Source organism: Streptomyces sp. NPDC060002 (assembly GCF_042737245.1).
Taxonomy (GTDB): domain Bacteria; phylum Actinomycetota; class Actinomycetes; order Streptomycetales; family Streptomycetaceae; genus Streptomyces.
The window spans coordinates 329,983-348,093 of the sequence record NZ_JBHWUW010000002.1; the positions used below are offsets into that span (position 1 = coordinate 329,983).

Consider the following 18,111-nt stretch of genomic DNA (forward strand, 5'->3'; position numbering starts at 1 on the left):
AGGGTCTCACGGTCCGCCGACGGCACCCCACCTGATGAGGGGATCACCCGCGCGGGGGCCGCATCCGTCCGGCCCCCGCGAGTGATCTCAGCCGGCCGACCCGGCCGAGGAGGGCTCGTAGTCCTCGCCCAGGACGACCGCGACGTCCGCGTTCGCGGAGACCGTGCCCTTCTTCACCGCGTCGGCGTCCAGCCCCAGGGTCTTGGCGACCTCGGTGGCGTTCTCCTTGCCGGCGGGGTCCGCGTAGAGCACCCGGGAGGCGGCCTTCGTGCCCGACGGGGTAGCGGCCTCAAGGAAGGTGAAGCCGCCGTTGAGAAGCACCACGCGCGCGTCCTCGGTGTTGGCCTTGGTGCCGCTCGCGTTCTGGACGGAGACGCTGACGGCCGCGTCCTTGTCGGGGCTCTTCGCGGCGCCGCCGAGGACGTCCTTGACGACGCTCGCGCTGGCCTCCGCGTTGAGGGTGCCGTCGGTCTGCACGGGCAGCAGCGCGGTCTTGTAGTCGCCGCCCTTGGCGAGATCCGCGAGCTTGGCCAGGAAGGCGCCGAGGTCCTTGTCGGTCAGCGAGGGGTCGAGGATCTGCGCCAGGGTCTGGACGGTGACGGTGGCGCCCTGCGCGTCGGAGGACACCTTGCGCAGCACTCCTTGCATGACCTGGCCGAACCGCTGCAGTTGGGCGTTCTGGGCCTCGCCCGTGGCGCGGTAGGTGGCGTACGCGACGGCCATCTTGCCGCTGAGGGTCTGGCCCTCGCCCTTGCTGACGAGCGGCGCCGTGCCCTTCTTGGCGGCCGGGTCGGGCACCGCGGAGTCGGTGTCGACATCGATGTTGCCGACGAGGTCGACGAGGTTCTGGAGGTAGGGCGTGTCGAGCCGCCAGGTGCCTTCGATGTCGGTGCCGAGGACGGTGTCCAGCGCGTCGCGCGTACCCGCGGAGCCGTCGTCGTCGACGGACTTGGCGAGGGTCGTCGTGGTGCCGTCCTCGTCGGTGACGACGAGCGAGTTGGGCAGCAGGACCGTGGCGGCCTGCTTGGTGGTCGTGTTGTCGACGAGCAGCACCGTGGAGGTGCCGCCGCCGGAGGTGTTGTGCAGGTGGACGACGACCACGTCGCGCTTCTGCGCGGCGGTGGCGGTCGTGGTGCCGGTGCCGGAGTCCGGGGACGACGACAGGCCGGGCAGCTTCCCCGCGTACCAGAGACAGCCCACTCCGCCGACCGCGACCAGGGCCAGGACCACGGCGAGGGCGACGAGGCGGCCGCGCGCGCGGCGCTTGGCCTCCTCACGGCGCTCGGTGCGGTTCTCGGTGAAGTTCAGCCAGTCGATGACGTCCTCGGAGTCGCCGTCGGGCTCCTCCACGAACGCGAACTGCTCGGTCTCGTAGTCCTGTCGGGGCTGCCCGGGCGCTCCGGACGCACCGCGCCCGGCCGGCGCCGCACCGGGCCGCCCGTCGACGTCGATGCCGGTATCGGCCGTCGCCTCCGCGCCGGTCTCGACCGGACCGCCCTGCTGCGGGATGTAGGCGGTCTGCTCGGCGACGCGGGGCTGTTCGGCCCGGGGCTGCTGTCCGCCGGCGGAGGTCTGCCCGTAGGGGTCGTACGGGGCCTGGGTCGCGGTGCCGTAGGGGTCGTAGCCGACGGGAGCCTGGCGGCCGGTGTCGTACGGGTCGTAGGCGGGCGTGGGCGGCTGCTGACCGGTGTCGTACGGGTCGTAGGCAGGCGTCTGCTGCTGCCCGCCCGTGGCGTAGGAGTCGTAGCCGTACCCCTGCTGCCCCTGGGGCTGGTGCGTCTGCTGCCCCTGCTGCCCGTACGGGTCGTAGGGCTGCTGCGGCACCTGCTGCGACGGGACCTGTCGGTAGACGGGCTGCCCGAACTCGTCGTAGCCGACGAGCTCGTACTGGTCGCCCCCGTACCCCGCGTCGTATCGGTCGTTCACCGGTACCCCTCTCGGCTCACTGGCCGCGGTACAGCTCGCGCTTGGTGATGTAGCGCACGACTCCGTCAGGCACCAGATACCAGACGGGGTCACCCTTGGCGACTCTCGCACGGCAGTCTGTGGAGGAGATGGCGAGCGCGGGAACCTCGACGAGCGAGACCCCGCCTTCGGGCAGACCGGGGTCCGTGAGGTTGTGTCCCGGCCGGGTGACGCCGATGAAGTGCGCGAGGGAGAACAGCTCCTCGCTGTCCCGCCAGGTCAGGATCTGGCCCAGGGCGTCCGCGCCGGTGATGAAGAAGAGGTCGGTCTCGAGGTTGAGCGCCCGGAGATCGCGCAGCGTGTCCACGGTGTACGTGGGGCCACCGCGGTCGATGTCGATACGGCTCACCGAGAACTGCGGGTTCTCGGCGGTCGCGATGACCGTCATCAGGTAGCGGTCCTCGGCCGGGGAGACACTGCGGTCGGTCTTCTGCCACGGCTGGCCGGTCGGGACGAACACGACCTCGTCCAGGTGGAACTGCGCGGCGACCTCACTGGCCGCCACGAGGTGTCCGTGGTGGATCGGATCGAACGTCCCGCCCATGACGCCGAGGCGGCGCTTGCCCGGGTTCGACGGGCCGGTAGGCATGTCCTGCTCTCCCATGCGTGCAGACCCTACCGGCCCGGTTCCGGGGCCCCGGCCGGCGGATGCCCGGAGCGCCCCGCTATGCCGGACTGCCCGTCGGTGAACACGTCGTGTCTCAGCGGTCGCGGTTGAAGCGGGTGGTGATCCACAGCAGGAGCAGCAGGATGAGGAAGGCACTGCCGCCGGTGACCAGCGGGCTGAGGCTCTCGTGGTTGCCACCGTGTTCCTCACCCTCGGCGGCGAGGGTGACCAGCTGGGCAGCGGTGCTGTGAAGGCTCATCTTCGGCAGGACCTATCCGATGGTGGTCCCCCCGCTCGAGAGAGTCGAGAGTGGGGGAGGGCGGGATGGAGATGTCGGCCCATCGTAAGCGGGCGGCCCGGCGGCGATCACGCCGACTCCGCCATTGGGAACCTTCCCGACGGCTCAGTCGTCCTTCCGCTTGTAGCCCCGCAGCAGGAACCACGCGGTGAGCACACAGCCCAGGATCATCACGACCAGTACGACGCGGAGCAGATTCCCCGCCCCCTGCTGCTGGGCGGCGCCGGCGGCTTCGGTGAGCCAGGCGGCTGCGGGGTGGTGCTCCATGGGGCGGGACTCCTTCGGTGTAGTGCCCGTCCACGGTAACTCCGCCTAGGCTGAGCTCGGCTTCGGGGGTGCAAAGGGCCGCACAAGGGTCCGTAAAGGGTCAGGCAGAGGGCCACACAGCAGGTAGCGGCCACACAGACGCACATGGGGGAAGACATGTCCGACGACGGCCACGAGCAGAACGGCACCGGCCACGAGCACGTGCCGAGCAGGCAGCGCAGGCGCTTCCCGGGAATCTCCTCCCGCGCGTACGAGCACCCCGCCGACCGCTCCGCCCTGGTGGCGCTGCGCAAGCTGAGCGGCTTCGACACCGTGTTCAAGGCGCTCAGCGGGCTGTTGCCCGAGCGGAGCCTGCGGCTGCTGTTCCTGTCCGACTCGGTGCGGGTCTCCGACCAGCAGTTCGCGCACCTCAACGACATGCTGCGGGACGCCTGTTACATCCTGGACCTGGAGAAGGTCCCGCCGATGTACGTCAACCAGGACCCGCAGCCCAACGCGATGTGCATCGGTCTGGACGAGCCGATCATCGTGGTCACCACCGGGCTCGTCGAGCTGCTCGACGAGGAGGAGATGCGCGCGGTCGTCGGCCACGAGGTGGGTCACGCCCTGTCCGGGCACGCCGTGTACCGCACGATCCTGCTGTTCCTGACGAACCTGGCGATCCGGGTCGCCTGGATCCCGCTGGGCAACCTCGCGATCATGGCGATCGTCACGGCGCTGCGCGAGTGGTTCCGCAAGTCGGAGCTGTCCGCCGACCGGGCGGGTCTCCTCGTCGGCCAGGACCTGAAGGCCTCGATGCGGGGCCTGATGAAGATCGCCGGCGGCAACCACCTGCACGAGATGAACGTAGACGCCTTCCTGAAGCAGGCCGAGGAGTACGAGGCCGGCGGCGACCTGCGCGACTCCGTGCTGAAGATCCTCAACGTGCTGCCCCGCACCCACCCCTTCACCACCGTGCGCGCGGCCGAGCTGAAGAAGTGGGCCGAGTCCCGCGACCACCAGCGGATCATGGACGGCCACTACCCGCGGCGCACCGAGGACAAGGACACCTCGGTGACGGACTCCTTCCGTGAGTCCGCGAGCCACTACGCGACGAGCGTCAAGAGCTCCAAGGACCCGCTGATGAAGCTGGTCAGCGACATCGCGGGCGGGGCCGGCGACCTGGGCGGCCGGGTGCGGCGCGGCTTCGGCGGGTTCGCGGGCTCGGCTCCGGCGGAGGACCAGCCGCCGAGGAACGGGGCGGACGGCTCGCACGGCGGCTCGGACGGCGGCCCGGACGGCGGCGCGGACGGGCGTACGGACACGCCTCCGCGCGCCGACGACTGATCCGAATCCGAGCGGAAGCGCGGCCCTGAGCGGCTCTGAGCGGGTTCACACCTTCGGCTGGGCGCTCGTCGCGAGCGATCCGCACAGGGCCGTCGCGCCGCCCGTCGCGTAGGGGTCCGTGCCGGCCGGGCCGCCCGTCTTCGCGGTCTGGCCGGCCAGCAGGGGACGCAGATGGTTCGTGGAGTCCTCGGCGCAGGACAGCGGGCCGGCCTGGACGTAGGACACGATCAGCTGGACCTGGTGGGTGCGCAGGTCGTTGCGGTCGAAGCGGAAGTGCAGCTCGCGGCGGACGGTGAAGAGGGAGGCCGAGGTGTCGGCGCCCGCGCCGGTCGGCCGCAGCGCGTACACGAAGGTGTGGTCCGCGGTGACCTCGAGGGTCGCGGAGTCGGTCTCGGCGGCCTGGAGCGTGCCCTGGACGCGGATCTTGCTGTCGGCCAGCTGGGCCTGGGCGGGGTCGAAGCGGACCAGCCAGCCGGTCGGCGCGTGGCTGCCGTCGGCGGCCGGGTGGCTGAAGCTCTCGTCGAACTGGTCGAGCTGCTCGGCGGCGACCAGGGCCCGCACGGGCCGCACCTGCTGCCGGGTGAGCACCTCCGGGTAGAGGGAGGAGTGCACGATGTACTCCTTGGCCGCGGTCAGGGCGGTGACGACCTGGCTGTCGGAGAAGTGCGCGGTGCGCCGGGAGGCGGGCAGCGGGATGCCCTCGGCGCCGATGCGGAACTGCGCGGCGGGACTGTTCGTGAACAGCGACTCGGGATCGGCCGCCCCGGGTACGACGCCCTGCGGGGAGAGCGGGATGACGGTCATCCGCAGGGGCTCGACGGACCGACGCGCCACGGGGCTCTGGTAGGGGTTGCGTACGCCCATGTAGACGGCGGTGCCGAAGGCGACGGCGATCAGCATGACCAGGATCAGTGCCTGCCGCGACAGGCCCCGGCGCCGGGGCGGTCGGCGGCGGACGGCGGGCGCGTGGTCGGCCATGCGCTCCTGCGCGGAGTACTCCTGGATGCAGGCAGCACGGACGAACGATTCGTCGAAGACGACGGATCGGTACTCGTCCTCTCCACCTCCGGGAGTGCCCTCGGGTGTCCCCTCCGGTGGGTCTCCAGGCCCGGCCATACTTTCAGAGTAGGTCGCGCGGACCCCGGGTAAACGCCCTGCCGTACGACAACTTCTGACAGACGTTCAGGGCGTTCGCGGAACCGCCGAGACGGGTGGCTGGGAGTAGTCGGCGGACGCCGAGGGAGGCGGCACGCTCCCCTGTTCGAGACCGGTCGTGGCGGGCGAGGGCAGCTGGTCCCGGCTGCTCGACGAGGCGCCCCGGTAGACCGCGGCGAAGGCCAGCGCGACCATGCCGACGCCCATGACCAGGGCGAGCATCCAGGCGACGGGGCGATGCCAGCGGACCTGCCTGCCGTACGCCCCGGGGACGCCGTAGCGGCGTTCCCAGGCCTCGGGGAGGTCGGCGTCGTCCAGATCGTCGGGATCGGGATCATGGCCGAAATCGCCGGGTCCGTCGGAACCGTAGGCGTCGTCGTAGCGGTCGCCTCTGGCGCGGGTCCTGCGGGCCTCGGCCTCGGAGGCCTCGGCTCTCGCCTCCGCGGCGGCCAGGAGGCGCTCGACGGCGGTCGGCTCGTGGACCACGGCCGCCTTGATGAAGGCCTCGTCGAAGACCACGGAGGCGAACTCTTCGTCCGGCACCCCGCGGTCGTGGTCGTCGTCGGGCTCCCAGCCGTCAGGAAACGGCCTGCCCCCCACGTCCTCCGGCACGAATCCAGAGTAGACCTGGGGGGTCAATTTGGGCAGTCGGTAGGGAAATTCATCCGCCGGATGAGACACCCCTCACGACGCCCCCGAAGGAGGTTTCAGCGCCGTACGTGCCCGTCGCCCGTGACGATGTACTTGGTGCTGGTCAGCTCCGGGAGACCCATCGGGCCGCGGGCGTGCAGCTTCTGGGTGGAGATGCCGATCTCCGCGCCGAAGCCGAACTCGCCGCCGTCGGTGAAGCGGGTGGAGGCGTTCACGGCCACCGTGGTGGAGTCGACCAACTGGGTGAAACGGCGGGCGGCCTGCTGCGAGGTGGTGACGATGGCCTCGGTGTGCCCCGAGGTCCACAGCCGGATGTGCTCCACGGCCCGGTCCAGCGAGTCGACGACGGCGGCGGCGATGTCGTAGGAGAGGTACTCCGTCTCCCAGTCCTCGGGCGTGGCCTCGACCACGGTCGCCTTGGAGTCCTTGGCATAGGCCAGCACGCGCTCGTCGGCGTGCACGGTGACGCCCGCCTCCGCGAGGGCGTCGAGGGCGCGCGGCAGGAACCGGGGGGCGATGTCCTGGTGGACCAGGAGGGTCTCGGCGGCGTTGCAGACGCTGACCCGGTGCGCCTTGGAGTTGATCAGGATGTCGATCGCCATGTCGAGGTCGGCGTGGGCGTCGACGTAGACATGGCAGTTGCCGGTGCCGGTCTCGATGACCGGGACGGTGGACTCCGTGACCACGGTCCGGATGAGCGAGGCCCCGCCGCGCGGGATCAGGACGTCGACCAGGCCGCGGGCCCGCATCAGCTCGCGCACGCTGTCGCGGCCCTCGCCGGGCACCAGCTGCACGGCGTCGGCGGGCAGCCCGGCCCCGCCGACGGCGTCGCGGATCACCCGGACGAGAGCGGTGTTCGACTCGTAGGCGGAGGACGAGCCGCGCAGCAGGACCGCGTTGCCGGACTTCAGGCAGAGGGCGGCGGCGTCCACGGTGACGTTCGGGCGGGCCTCGTAGATGATGCCGACGACGCCGAGCGGGACACGGACCTGGCGCAGGTCGATGCCGTTGGGGAGGGTGGAACCGCGGACGACCTCGCCGACCGGGTCGGGCAGCGCGACGACGTCCCGGACGTCCGAGGCGATGGCCCGCACCCGCTCCGGGGTGAGGGTCAGCCGGTCCACGATCGCCTCGCTGGTGCCCGCCTCACGGGCCTTGGCGATGTCCTTCGCGTTGGCCTCGACGATTTCGCTCGTACGGACCTCCAGCGCGTCCGCGATGGCGAGCAGCGCGTCGTCCTTGGCGGCCCGGGGCAGCGGCGCGAGGTCGGCGGCGGCCGCCTTGGCGCGGTAGGCGGCACGGGTGACCGGGGACATGGAGTCGTACGGCGAGAGCGTGGTCATAGGGGAAGCGTAGTGCGCCGCGCGGGCCGGTCCACCGTTCGTTCCACACCCCGAGATGCGCCACGAGACGTGCCGCGGGATGCGCCGCTCGAACCTCCCGAGGCCCGCCGACGACGGCGTCAGTACGGGTGGACGCCGACCGGGGTCGCGGGGGCCGGTCCATAGCCCTCGGCGATGCGCTGGTGGTAGGTCTGGCGGTCGATGACCTCCAGGCCGACGATCTCCCAGGGCGGCAGCCCGGCGGTCTGGCGGTGCTCCCCCCACAGCCGCAGGGCGACGGCGGCCGCGTCATGCAGGTCGCGGGCCTCCTCCCAGTACCGGATCTCGGCGTGGTCGCCCGCGTATCTGCTGGTCAGGAGGAAAGGGTGGTCGTGGGCAAGCTGCTCGATGGCCCGCCGGACCTCCTTCAGCGGGGCCTCCTCACCGGAGACGCTGAGGGTGACATGCCACAGCCGGGGGACGTCCACGGGCTGCCCGCCCTGGGACTCGGCGCCCTCCTGGGCCAGGTACCGGTCGCCCGCCGCCACGCTGGTCAGGGCGCGCTCCTCGCCCGGCGCGCGCGTGGGCGCACCCGCGGCACGTGACGAAGCCGGACCGGCCGTACGCGGCGCCGCCGAACCGGTTTCGCCGGTACTCCCACGGGTCGCTGCCGCCCCAGGGCGCACTCGTCTCACGACGGCCTCCTTTACGCAGCGCTCGTGCGGAATCTGTCCCTGGGACAAAGTTGAGCAGGCCGCACGGCTCCGCGGGGCGGTTTCACGGAACGTCCCCCACCGGTACGGACCGTTCGAGCGGGTTTACGGGTGCAGGATCACCAGGTCGTCCCGGTGGACGACCTCGCGCTCGTACTCCGCGCCCAGCTCCCGCGCCAGTTCCCTGGTCGACCGCCCGAGCAGCTGGGGGATCTCCTTGGCGTCGAAGTTGACGAGGCCGCGGGCCACCGCGCGCCCTCGGGTGTCCCGCAGTTCGACGGGGTCGCCCGCGCTGAACTCGCCCTCGACGGCGGCGATCCCGGCCGGCAGCAGCGAGGTGCGCCGCTCGACCACCGCGCGCACCGCCCCGTCGTCCAGCGTCAGCGAGCCCTGCGGGGTGGAGGCGTGCTGGAGCCACAGCAGCCGGTCGGCGGAGCGCTTGCCGGTGGCGTGGAAGTAGGTGCCGGTGTCCCCGCCGGTGAAGGCGTCGGCCGCGTGGACGGCGCTGGTGAGGACCACGGGAATGCCGGCGGCCGCCGCGATCCGGGCGGCCTCGACCTTGGTGACCATGCCGCCGGTGCCGACGCCCGCCTTGCCGGTGCTGCCGATCTCGACGTGCGCCAGGTCCTCGGGGCGCCGCACCTCGGCGATCCGTGAGGTGCCCGGCTTGCTGGGGTCGCCGTCGTACACGCCGTCGACGTCGGACAGCAGGACCAGCAGGTCGGCGTGGACGAGGTGGGCGACGAGGGCGGCGAGCCGGTCGTTGTCGCCGAAGCGGATCTCGTCGGTGGCCACCGTGTCGTTCTCGTTGACGATCGGGAACGCGCCCATCGCGAGCAGCTCGTCGAGGGTGCGGGAGGCGTTGCGGTGGTGGGCCCGCCGGCTCATGTCGTCGCTGGTCAGCAGCACCTGGCCGACGCGGACGCCGTAGCGGGCGAAGGAGGCGGTGTAGCGGGCCACGAGCAGGCCCTGGCCGACGCTCGCGGCGGCCTGCTGGCGGGCGAGGTCCCGCGGGCGGCGGCGCAGGCCCAGCGGGGCGAGTCCTGCGGCGATGGCGCCCGAGGAGACGAGCACGATCTCCTTCTCGCCTCCGCTGCGGCTCTTGGCGAGGACGTCGACGAGCGCGTCGACCCGGTCGGCGTCGAGTCCGCCGGAGGCGGTGGTCAGCGACGAGGAGCCGACCTTGACGACGATCCTGCGGGCCTCGCTCACGGCCTGCCTTGCCCCTGCCACCTTGTTTCTTCGCCCCTCGCGTAGGTCGACGGCTGCCCGCCTGGCAATCTACGCGAACAGGGGCGGAGGCCGCGCAGGGGTTTCACTTCGCGGACAGCGCGCGCTGCCGTGACCGTTCGCTCACGCTTTGCGTACGGCAAAAAGGTTGTACTGGTTCCCCATGCAATTTGAAGAGAACACAAATTTATTTTGAAGTTTGTGTCACCTACAGTTCGCCCTGTGAAGCGCATACTCCTGAGATCGGGGAAGAGCCCCTTCGACGTCGTCCCGGTCGAGGAAGCCCTCCACCGCGACGTCATCGCCACCAACTCCGGCAACCTGATCTTCAGCGATGCCGCCCACAAGATCCTCACCACGCCGGACTCCGAGGTCTTCTCGAACGGCATGCGGACCGACGTGAACGCGGCGGCCCGGATCAACGAGGAGTACGACGCCTTCGTCATACCCCTCGCCAACGCCTTCCGGCCGACCTTCGAGCAGCCGCTCCAGCGGCTGACCAGGCTCATATCGAAGCTGAAGATCCCGGTCGTGGTGATGGGTGTCGGCGCGCAGACCGGTGTGACCTACGACCCGGCACGGCTGAAGCCCATGGAGCCCAGCGTGCGCGCCTTCTGCGCGGCGGTGCTGGAACGCAGCGCCTCCATAGGCGTGCGGGGCGAGTTCACCGAGCAGTACCTCACCGACATGGGCTTCCGGGACGTCGAGGTCATCGGCTGCCCGTCGATGTTCATGCACGGCGACCGGCTGCCCGTCGAGAAGAAGACGCCGGCCCTGACCGCGCAGTCCCGGATCGGCATCAACGGTTCGCACACCGCGGTGCGCGGCGGCGGGCTGCACAAGGTCATCACCCGCACCCACGAGCGCTACCCGAACCTGCGCTACATAGGCCAGAACCTCACCGACGCCAAGCAGCTGCACTGGCGGGACGTGGACTCCCCGGCCGGCCGGATCACCGAGATGCCGACCCACCCCGACCACCCGATGTACCGGGAGGACAAGGCCCGGGTCTACATCGACCCGATCACCTGGATCGACGACCTGCGGGACTTCGACTACTCCTTCGGCTCGCGCATCCACGGCAACATCGCGGCGCTGCTGGCGGGCACGCCCGCGACCGTGCTGGCCTTCGACTCGCGCACGCTGGAGCTGTGCCGCTACTTCGAGATACCGCACCGGCTGCTCAGCGAGGTGCCCGCGGACCTGGACCCGGCCGAGCTGTACGAGGAGGCCGACTTCACCGGGCTCAGCGGCAACCACAAGGAGCGCTTCGACCGGTTCACCGCGTTCCTGGACAAGAACGGGCTGCCGAACGCCTTCACCCACGGCGACGGCGGCGTGGCCTTCGAGAAGAAGCTGCGCTCGCTGTCCTTCCCGCCGGGCGTGCGCCCCTGGAACGACGCCGACCTCGCCTCGCTGGCCGGCAGGTTCGGCTGGCTCCAGCAGCGCATCACCGAACTGGACTCCCACAACGCCCAGTTGAAGCGTGACCTGGCGAAGAACCGGCCCGGCGCGAAGGCCGCGGCCAAGGCCGCCGCGGTCATCCCCGCCCCGTCGATCTACCGACGCGCGAAGCGCGCGGTGGGCGGCCCGCTGCGCCGCGCGCTGAAGCCGAGCAAGTAGGTCCCGCGAGCACGGCCGTGCGGCATCGCGGCCGTGCGGCACCGCGGCCGTGCGGCACCGCGGCCGCGCGGGCTCAAGCGGCCGCCGGGCCGCCCGGTCGCATCGGGTGCCGGAGTCGGCGGAGCCTGCGGCGGACCTTACGGGTGAAGCCGCGGAGGAAGGTCTCGGTCGGGTCCTTGCGCCAGCCCGGGAAGTCCTTGGCCTCGCGGGGCTCGGCGAGGTAGATCCGGTCGGGCACCCCCGCCGTGCGGGAGCCGTAGTGCGGATAGGCCAGGTAGAGCTGGGTGTTGCGCTTCTTCAGGACCGGGGCCGGCTCGCTCTTGGCCTTGATGAACTCGAGGACGTCCACCAGGAGTTCGGGGCGCCGGCGGGCCACCAGCTCCAGGCGCAGCCGCTCGTGGACCCGGAGCCTTTGGGCGACGCCCTCGTTCCAGTAGGTGTCCATCAGCGGCTTGGCCAGCTCCATCTTGGTGCGCCGGATCTCCTCGTCGTTCCTGAGGAAGACGGGCCCGAACTGCGGCAGCACGGTGACGAGGAACGGGCGGACCATGAGCACGTCCCGCTTGGCGCCGGGCGGGACGAGCCGCTCCAGCAGTCCCATCAGGGCGCGCGCGGAGTCGAAGCGCAGGGTGTAACTCCCGCTCTTCGTCACATGCTTGCCGTCGGTGCGGCCCACCAGGTAGTAGCAGGTGTAGTCGGCGACCACGGAGACGCCGTCGGCCCGCAGATAGGCCTCCATCGTGAACAGGGCGTCCTCGCCGGTCCACAGCGACTCGTCGAAGCGTATGCCGTGGCGCTCCAGGAACTCCCGGCGGAACAGCTTCTGCGCACTGAGGGTGAACTTGATGTTGGAGGAGTAGACGTCCGTACGGTCGAGGGTCTCGCCCCACATCGACTTCGGGGGCTTGCGGTTGATGCCCTCGACCCGGCCGAGGACCACGTCCGTGCCGTTGCGGTCGGCCATGGCCACCATGCGCTCCAGGGCCTCGGCGCCGAGCCGGTCGTCGGCGTCGAGGAAGAAGACGTAGCGCCCGGTGGCCTTGGAGAGGCCGACGTTGCGCGGGCCGCTGGGGCCGCCGGAGTTCTCCTGGCGGACCACGGTGACGGCCATGGGCACGCGGGCGGCAAACTCCTCCAGGTACTCCCCGGTGCCGTCCTGGGAACCGTCGTCCACGGCGATGACCTCCAGGCGCGCCGCGTCCAGGGTCTGTGCCTCTACCGATGCCAGGCAGTCGACCAGGTACGGCATCGCTTCGTACGCCCCGATGACCACCGTGACGTCAGGCTGCGCAGCGGTCACTTTTCCCTCTCAACACGCACCGGTTCCCCCACATGAACACTTTGGATACCCGGTAGACGATGGATGAACGGGGTGGGTTGCCTGGGTTTCGGCACGTGTCCCACATCACAGAACGTACAAGAGGCCGGGCCCCCGGAGAGAACACTCCGGGGGCCCGGCCTCAGGAAATACGGGTGTCAGCCGGCCGTAACGCCCTTGGCATCCTTGGGCAGCTCCGTCGCGTCGTCCGGCGCGGCACCGACCGCGGCGTCCGCCGAGACGGCGTGGGACTCCTGGCCGACGTTGCGCGCCTCCGCCTTCAGCGCCAGGTCGGTGATCGCCGTGTCGAACTGCTCGAGCGAGGTGGGCTCGTCGGGTCCGAGCAGGTACTCCTTGAGTTCCTTGCGGTCCTTGGCCAGCGGATCGCCGGCCGGGTCGCGGACCGCGTCCAGCAGCTGGTCCAGCTCGGCGGCGCCGTTGCCGAGGATCACCGCCGCGCGTACGGCGGTGTTCTGTCGCCTGAACTCCTCCGCGCCCAGCTCCGCGGAGTCCGCGACCGCATACGGCTTGCCGCTCGCGATGAAGTCGGAGACCACGCTGGAGATGTCCGAGACCATCGCCTCGCAGGCGTTGAAGCAGTCGTACAGGCGGGGTCCGGCCCCGGTGATCACCCGGTGCTCGAAGGAGGGGAAGGAGCGCCAGTAGGTCTCGTTCCACTCGGCGCGCAGCCGGGCGGCCTCTTCGTGCTTGCGGACGTCGACGATGCCGTCGCGGCTCGTCACGGCCTCGTCGGCGCGCTCGTCGAAGGCGAGGGAGAGACCGTCCAGCCGGGCCTTGAGGCGGGTCAGTTCCGCCCTGGCCCCGGCCTCGGCCGCCGGGTCGGCGGTGAAGCGGGGGTCGCCCGCGCGCTGGGCGGAGGCCTTCTTGATCAGGGCGGTGATCCGACGGTGCGCGGCGCCGGCCTTGGCGCTGCGGGTGCCGGTGAAGGGGTGCGGCTTGTACAGGACGCGGACCGGGGGATCGGCCGCGACCAACTTCTTCACGATGTTCTCGCCGGCCAGCAGGAGCGAGGTGTTGCCCGGGTTGTCGTCCCAGCCCTCCCAGGTGGGCGCGTACAGAACCGTCGCGATACGACCCTCGGGTGTGCCTTCCGAGATCCTGATCGGCGCCAGTTGCGGGCGGCCGACCTCCACGATGTCCTCGTCGCGGATGCCGACGTCGGCGATGGCGTAACGGTCGCGGCCCGCGCGGCCGGCGGTCCACACCTCGTCGTAGACCTTGCTGAACGGGTTGACGCTGGCGAGCTTGTCGCTGTCGCCGTGGCCGATGAAGACGTGCTTCATGGTCGGGACCCGCAGCAGGTGGATGTTCTTGCCGACGTTCGCGCAGTACAACGCGACCCGCACCATGGACAGGTCCATGTTCATCAGGTGCACCCCCCCGGGCACGCAGACGACCGGGACCGAGGTGGGCGCCATCTTCTCCAGGACGGTGCGCTCACGCAGGATGACCAGGGGCCGGGACTCCATCTGCTCCATGGTCTCCAGCCACATGTTGACCTGGTAGGCGGAGTCGTCGGAGCCGGAGAAGTACAGCACCGTCTGCGGGCGGTACTCGCGCAGCCAGGCGCTGACCGTGCCGAGGACCTTGTCGGCCTTCGGCGGCAGCCGCTTCGCCCGCAGATACGGCACCAGCGCCAGCACGTACAGCGCGCCCAGGCCCAGGGTGACGCCGATGCCGGCGAAGCCCGCGGCCTCGGAGTCGGTGAGCGCGCTGACGAGGAGACCCACGACGGCCGCGAGGTCGAGGTGGAGCATCTTCACGGTGGCGCGGCTCAGCAGGCGGCGCGGCGGGGCGTCCGGTATGCGCAGCCTGGAGGCCAGGTCGACGTTCCTGGTCACGACCGGCATCTGACGGCGCTTGCCGATCAGGGTGATCAGCGCGCCGTGCGGGGCCTGGAGACCGAAGAACACCGTGAAGCACGCGATCGCCGCGTAGAAGACCGGCTCCTGGGAGAGGTCGAGCCTCGCCAGCAGCAGGATCAGCAGCAGCTCGCGGACCAGGAACCGGGTGGACAGACCGGCCCGCACCTTGCCCAGGAGGGCGATGAGGCGACTGCCTTTGCGGTGGAGGTAGAGATCCGCCAGGTACGTCACGGCGGCCGCGGCGGCGAAGGCGGGGACGCTCGGCACGAGCGCGGCCGCCATGAGGCCGGGGTAGCCCAGCATCATGAGGACCGCCGCGGCCAGTTCGGCCGCGCTGCCCACCCGGGCTACGCGAATAGCGGTGGATATCACGGAGAAACCTGCTCTGGGAGGGGGCCGGTCATAGGTACTAAAAGTCCGGAAAATCCTTTGTGAAGGTTTCGGGAGTTTTACGGGTCAGGCCTCTGTGAATTCTCCGTAAACAGGGAGCCACAGAGGCCTGAAAAATCGATGGCTATTTCCGATGGATTATGCCATGCCATCCTGTCGGTCGAGCACTCCGGCCAGGGCCTGCTCGAAGCCCGACGCCCGGCCGGCGGCCGCCGTCGGGTCCTGCTGGCGGACGTCGATCACATGCCCGGTGAGCTCGGAGAGCAGCACATCGAGCGAGGTGCGGGCGACCGCCTCCGAGGAGAGCAGACTGCCCGAGGGCTCCTGCCCGAAGGCCTTGGTACGCATGGGTGTGGCCGTGCGCTCCGGGTTGACGCAATTCACCCGGATGCCGTCACCGGCCCACTCGTCGGAGAGGGCCTGGGTGAGGTTCACCATGGCCGCCTTGGTCGAGGAGTACAGGCTGTACTCGGCGCGCCCCCGGGTGTAACTGCTGGAGGTGTACAGCAGCAACTGGCCCTTCGTTTCCGCGAGGTACTTGTACGCCGAACGTGCGATCTGCACCGGTGCCAGGTAGTTGACTTTCAGCGCTTCCTCGATGGTCGCGTTGTCGGTCTCGGCCAGCTTTCCGATGCGCAGCACGCCCGCGGTGTTGACGACGTAGTCGATGCGCCCGGTCTCGCTGTACGCCTTGGACAGGGCGTCGTCGACCTCCTCCGGGTTCTCCACGTGCGTGCCGGTGGTGGAGCGGCCCAGGGCGTAGACCGTGGCGCCGTAGGACTCGGCGAGCTCGGCGATGTCCTTGCCGATGCCGTACGAACCGCCGAAGACGACCACGGTCTTGCCGGTGAGGAGCTCCCGGTAGACCTCCTCGCCATTCTGCTCGGGGGTGGCGGAGGAGGCCAGCTGGAAGAGCTTGTCGGCGATGAAGACGTCGACGGGCTGGGTCACCTTCATGTTGTACTCGTCACCCGCCACGACGTGGATCGGCACGTCGGGCAGGTAGCGCAGCACGACGGTGCAGTCGTCGGTGGCCTGGAAGTTGGGGTCGCCCGCCGCCACCTCGTAGGCCCGGCGGATGGTGGACAGCTTGAACGCCTGCGGGGTCTGACCGCGGCGCAGCCGGGAGCGGTCCGGGATCTCGGTGATGAACTCGCCGTCCTCGCCGTGCGTGCGCGTGACGATGATGGTGTCCGCGGACGGGATGGCGACGTCGACCGCCTGGTAGCGCTCCAGCGCCGTGACGCAGTCGTCGATGACCCGCCGCGAGAGCAGGGGACGCACGGCGTCGTGGAAGAGGACGTTGAGATCCTCGCCGTCGGCCAGCCCCTCGCCCAGGGCCGCGATGGCGCGCTCGGTGGTCTCGTTCCGCGTGGAGCCGCCCTCGATGATCTTCCGGACCTTCTTGAACCCGGCCTTGGACACGATCTTCTCGATGTCCGGCACATAGCCCGGTGCCATCAGCACGATGATCTCGTCGATCGAGTCGGCCTTCTCGAAGGTGGTCAGGGTGTGCTCGATGACTGCCTTGCCGGCGATCTTCAGCAGCTGCTTGGGGATCGACAGACCCACGCGCTGGCCGGTGCCACCGGCCAGGATCACTGCGGTGGTACGGGGCTTGGCTATGTGCTGGGACACAGTGGACCTACCTTGGGGCGACAGGGAACGGGGAAATGGTCCCACTTGCGGTTACCGCGATGCAAGGTGAGCGCCGTTCGCTGCAAATGTGTACGCAACCTGGCATTCACCTGGTCTCGACGGCGATTCCCGAGACTCCGGCGCGGCTTCCCGTGGATGGTCCCTGGAAAAGCTGTGAGTTACTCCACAAGGAGTATGTCATTGCCGAGAGTGACGGAGTGACACGGGCAGGAGCGCGCCGGACGGCGTCAGTGCCGCCGCAACCGCTTGAGGCAGCGGTGCCCGAGAACCCGGACAAGCTCCTTCGACGAGGTCTGGTGCACCGCACGTGCCAAGGTCCCGCCGGGCGCCGCGGCCACCGCGGCGAGTGCCCCGTACAGGGCCTGAGCGGCCACCTCGGGGGCGATCCGGGCCTCCCCCGGCCCCTGCCCGGCGGGCTCCGGCACAGCGGACAGCAGGGCCGGGTCACCGATCACCCGCACCCCCGTCGACCCGATCCGGCCGGCCATCTCGGCGCCGATCCCGGTGGCCGCCCGGACCGCCCAGTCGGGTGTGGAGATCCTCACGTCCTGTGAGGTGGGGCTGCACGTGTTCTTCATATGCATGACGGCGCCGTTACGAACCAGTAGAGAATAGAGCTCGTCGGGGAGACCATTACCGCGGAATTCCTTGTTGAGGTTGCGCAGCATTTCGGTCTCGGCGAGGGTGAGAGAGCGATTCGCCGTGTCCGGAACGGGCTGAAGGAGATTCGCGGGCAGTCCGAGCAGCCCCTCGAAGGTGCGCATCAGCCCGCCCCGGTCCCGGTCGTCCACCACGACGACGGTGACCCGCTCGGGCCCGACCACCCGCACCCACCGTTCGACCAGCCGGTCGTGCCGGTGCCGGCGCCAGAAACTGGGGTTGGGTTTCTCGTAGGGGGCCTTGCGGAGCATGTGCTCCAGCCACTCCTCGTAGCCCATGCGCAGGCCGTTCTGCACGTACTGCTGCCACTGCGAGGGCATGATCCTCACCAGCGGGCGCAGGGTGACCAGCACCTGCACCGACTCCCCGCCGAGCTGCTCGACGATCCGCTCGGCGGTCGCGTCGTCCGGGGCGTCGGCGAAGAACTCGCTACTGATCACGCAGGTGTGGCGGCCGGTGGCGTGCACCTGTTCCACGAGCCGCGTCCAGTGCCGCTCGGTGGGCGTGGTGTCGCCGATCATCCCGGCCCGGGAGCAGGCGGCCAGCACGGCCTGCATGGGGTGTCTGCTCTGCGCCGGGTACGCGACGCCGTAAGCCGGCAGCTTCTCCTTCGCCGCGAAGAGAGCGCCCTGGATCGAGGTGGTCCCGGTCTTGTGCGGCCCTATGTGCAGCAGCCGGGTGCCGGCGGCCTGCGGGGTGGGTTTCGCGGGGACCGGGGCGCCGTCACTCGTACAGTCCGCGGGGTTCGTACAGTCCGTCTCCATGGTCAGAAGACGGTAAGAGAGCTTCCTTAGGGGACGCTGAGAGGAGCCTGGGGCGCAGATGAGTCCCGGGCTCCGTTCAGCGTTTTCCCACCTCGCGGTTTCCGCATCCGCCCAGACGAAGAGAGACCCGTGGTGGGGGGGGCGGCGGCGGGCGCGCCCCCCCCCGCACCGGCGGGGCCTCCCACACCCCCCCCCCCCCCCCCCCTCCACCCCGCCCGGCCCCTGGCGCGGCGGCCGGCCCCGCACCGTGCACTCGATCCGGGCGCTGGTGCTGCGC

General features: G+C 70.3%; 15 protein-coding genes. 2 read left to right on the top strand and 13 right to left on the bottom strand.

Features of this window, described 5'->3' with window-relative positions; translation table 11 throughout:
• Positions 1–87: 87 nt before the first annotated feature.
• The 4 genes from ACFWBD_RS03960 to ACFWBD_RS03975 form a co-directional block, all read right to left on the bottom strand.
• A complete protein-coding gene (locus tag ACFWBD_RS03960; RefSeq protein WP_385662217.1) occupies positions 88–1,926 on the bottom strand; it encodes an LCP family protein in 1,839 nt (612 codons plus the stop codon).
• A 16-nt stretch (positions 1,927–1,942) separates the two neighbouring features.
• Complete coding sequence (gene nadD / locus ACFWBD_RS03965) at positions 1,943–2,569, bottom strand: nicotinate-nucleotide adenylyltransferase (protein WP_385662220.1); 627 nt, start codon at positions 2,567–2,569, stop codon at positions 1,943–1,945.
• A 97-nt stretch (positions 2,570–2,666) separates the two neighbouring features.
• Positions 2,667–2,831, bottom strand: a complete 165-nt coding sequence (locus tag ACFWBD_RS03970) for a hypothetical protein (protein WP_310430738.1) — start codon at positions 2,829–2,831, stop codon at positions 2,667–2,669.
• 144 nt (positions 2,832–2,975) lie between these two features.
• Positions 2,976–3,137, bottom strand: a complete 162-nt coding sequence (locus tag ACFWBD_RS03975) for a hypothetical protein (protein ID WP_020127786.1) — start codon at positions 3,135–3,137, stop codon at positions 2,976–2,978.
• A 144-nt stretch (positions 3,138–3,281) separates the two neighbouring features.
• Here ACFWBD_RS03975 and ACFWBD_RS03980 point away from each other — a divergent pair, with 144 nt between their 5' ends.
• Positions 3,282–4,463, top strand: a complete 1,182-nt coding sequence (locus ACFWBD_RS03980) for a M48 family metallopeptidase (RefSeq protein ID WP_385662223.1) — start codon at positions 3,282–3,284, stop codon at positions 4,461–4,463.
• 45 nt (positions 4,464–4,508) lie between these two features.
• Here the strand turns inward: ACFWBD_RS03980 and ACFWBD_RS03985 are convergent, their stop codons facing one another.
• The 5 genes from ACFWBD_RS03985 to proB form a co-directional block, all read right to left on the bottom strand.
• On the bottom strand, positions 4,509–5,579 hold the full coding sequence (locus ACFWBD_RS03985; RefSeq protein ID WP_385662226.1) for a hypothetical protein: 1,071 nt from the start codon (positions 5,577–5,579) through the stop codon (positions 4,509–4,511).
• A gap of 66 nt (positions 5,580–5,645) precedes the next feature.
• Positions 5,646–6,257 carry a hypothetical protein gene (locus tag ACFWBD_RS03990; RefSeq protein ID WP_385662228.1) on the bottom strand — a complete coding sequence of 204 codons (612 nt, stop codon included), beginning with the start codon at positions 6,255–6,257 and terminating at the stop codon, positions 5,646–5,648.
• A gap of 68 nt (positions 6,258–6,325) precedes the next feature.
• The gene (locus ACFWBD_RS03995) at positions 6,326–7,612 is read right to left on the bottom strand and encodes a glutamate-5-semialdehyde dehydrogenase (protein WP_351753944.1); all 1,287 of its coding nucleotides are present in this window, start codon (positions 7,610–7,612) and stop codon (positions 6,326–6,328) included.
• 119 nt (positions 7,613–7,731) lie between these two features.
• Entirely contained in the window at positions 7,732–8,277 is a 546-nt protein-coding gene (locus ACFWBD_RS04000) for a hypothetical protein (protein ID WP_385662271.1), read from the bottom strand.
• A gap of 132 nt (positions 8,278–8,409) precedes the next feature.
• The gene (proB, locus tag ACFWBD_RS04005) at positions 8,410–9,516 is read right to left on the bottom strand and encodes a glutamate 5-kinase (protein WP_385662232.1); all 1,107 of its coding nucleotides are present in this window, start codon (positions 9,514–9,516) and stop codon (positions 8,410–8,412) included.
• A 240-nt stretch (positions 9,517–9,756) separates the two neighbouring features.
• On the opposite strand from proB, the gene ACFWBD_RS04010 reads away from it, so the two are divergent.
• Positions 9,757–11,157, top strand: a complete 1,401-nt coding sequence (locus ACFWBD_RS04010; RefSeq protein ID WP_385662233.1) for a polysaccharide pyruvyl transferase family protein — start codon at positions 9,757–9,759, stop codon at positions 11,155–11,157.
• A 73-nt stretch (positions 11,158–11,230) separates the two neighbouring features.
• Here ACFWBD_RS04010 and ACFWBD_RS04015 read toward each other — a convergent pair whose 3' ends face one another.
• The 4 genes from ACFWBD_RS04015 to ACFWBD_RS04030 form a co-directional block, all read right to left on the bottom strand.
• Positions 11,231–12,457: a glycosyltransferase family 2 protein gene (locus ACFWBD_RS04015; protein WP_385662236.1), complete on the bottom strand. Its 1,227-nt coding sequence runs from the start codon at positions 12,455–12,457 to the stop codon at positions 11,231–11,233.
• A 176-nt stretch (positions 12,458–12,633) separates the two neighbouring features.
• Positions 12,634–14,703, bottom strand: coding sequence for a hypothetical protein (locus tag ACFWBD_RS04020; RefSeq protein ID WP_385662238.1), 2,070 nt, complete (start codon positions 14,701–14,703; stop codon positions 12,634–12,636).
• 186 nt (positions 14,704–14,889) lie between these two features.
• Positions 14,890–16,389 carry a D-ribitol-5-phosphate cytidylyltransferase gene (locus tag ACFWBD_RS04025; protein WP_385662241.1) on the bottom strand — a complete coding sequence of 500 codons (1,500 nt, stop codon included), beginning with the start codon at positions 16,387–16,389 and terminating at the stop codon, positions 14,890–14,892.
• Between the two features lie 248 nt (positions 16,390–16,637).
• Positions 16,638–17,834, bottom strand: coding sequence for a hypothetical protein (locus tag ACFWBD_RS04030; RefSeq protein ID WP_385662244.1), 1,197 nt, complete (start codon positions 17,832–17,834; stop codon positions 16,638–16,640).
• Between the last annotated feature and the right edge of the window lie 277 nt (positions 17,835–18,111).

What these genes read in the sequence shown, in the direction of transcription:
- nadD (WP_385662220.1), bottom strand. Translation starts at nt 2,569, where the DNA reads ATGGGAGAGCAGGACATGCCTACCGGCCCGTCGAACCCGGGCAAGCGC.
- ACFWBD_RS03970 (WP_310430738.1), bottom strand. Translation starts at nt 2,831, where the DNA reads ATGAGCCTTCACAGCACCGCTGCCCAGCTGGTCACCCTCGCCGCCGAG.
- ACFWBD_RS03975 (WP_020127786.1), bottom strand. Translation starts at nt 3,137, where the DNA reads ATGGAGCACCACCCCGCAGCCGCCTGGCTCACCGAAGCCGCCGGCGCC.
- ACFWBD_RS03980 (WP_385662223.1), top strand. Translation starts at nt 3,282, where the DNA reads ATGGGGGAAGACATGTCCGACGACGGCCACGAGCAGAACGGCACCGGC.
- ACFWBD_RS03985 (WP_385662226.1), bottom strand. Translation starts at nt 5,579, where the DNA reads ATGGCCGGGCCTGGAGACCCACCGGAGGGGACACCCGAGGGCACTCCC.
- ACFWBD_RS03995 (WP_351753944.1), bottom strand. Translation starts at nt 7,612, where the DNA reads ATGACCACGCTCTCGCCGTACGACTCCATGTCCCCGGTCACCCGTGCC.
- ACFWBD_RS04030 (WP_385662244.1), bottom strand. Translation starts at nt 17,834, where the DNA reads ATGGAGACGGACTGTACGAACCCCGCGGACTGTACGAGTGACGGCGCC.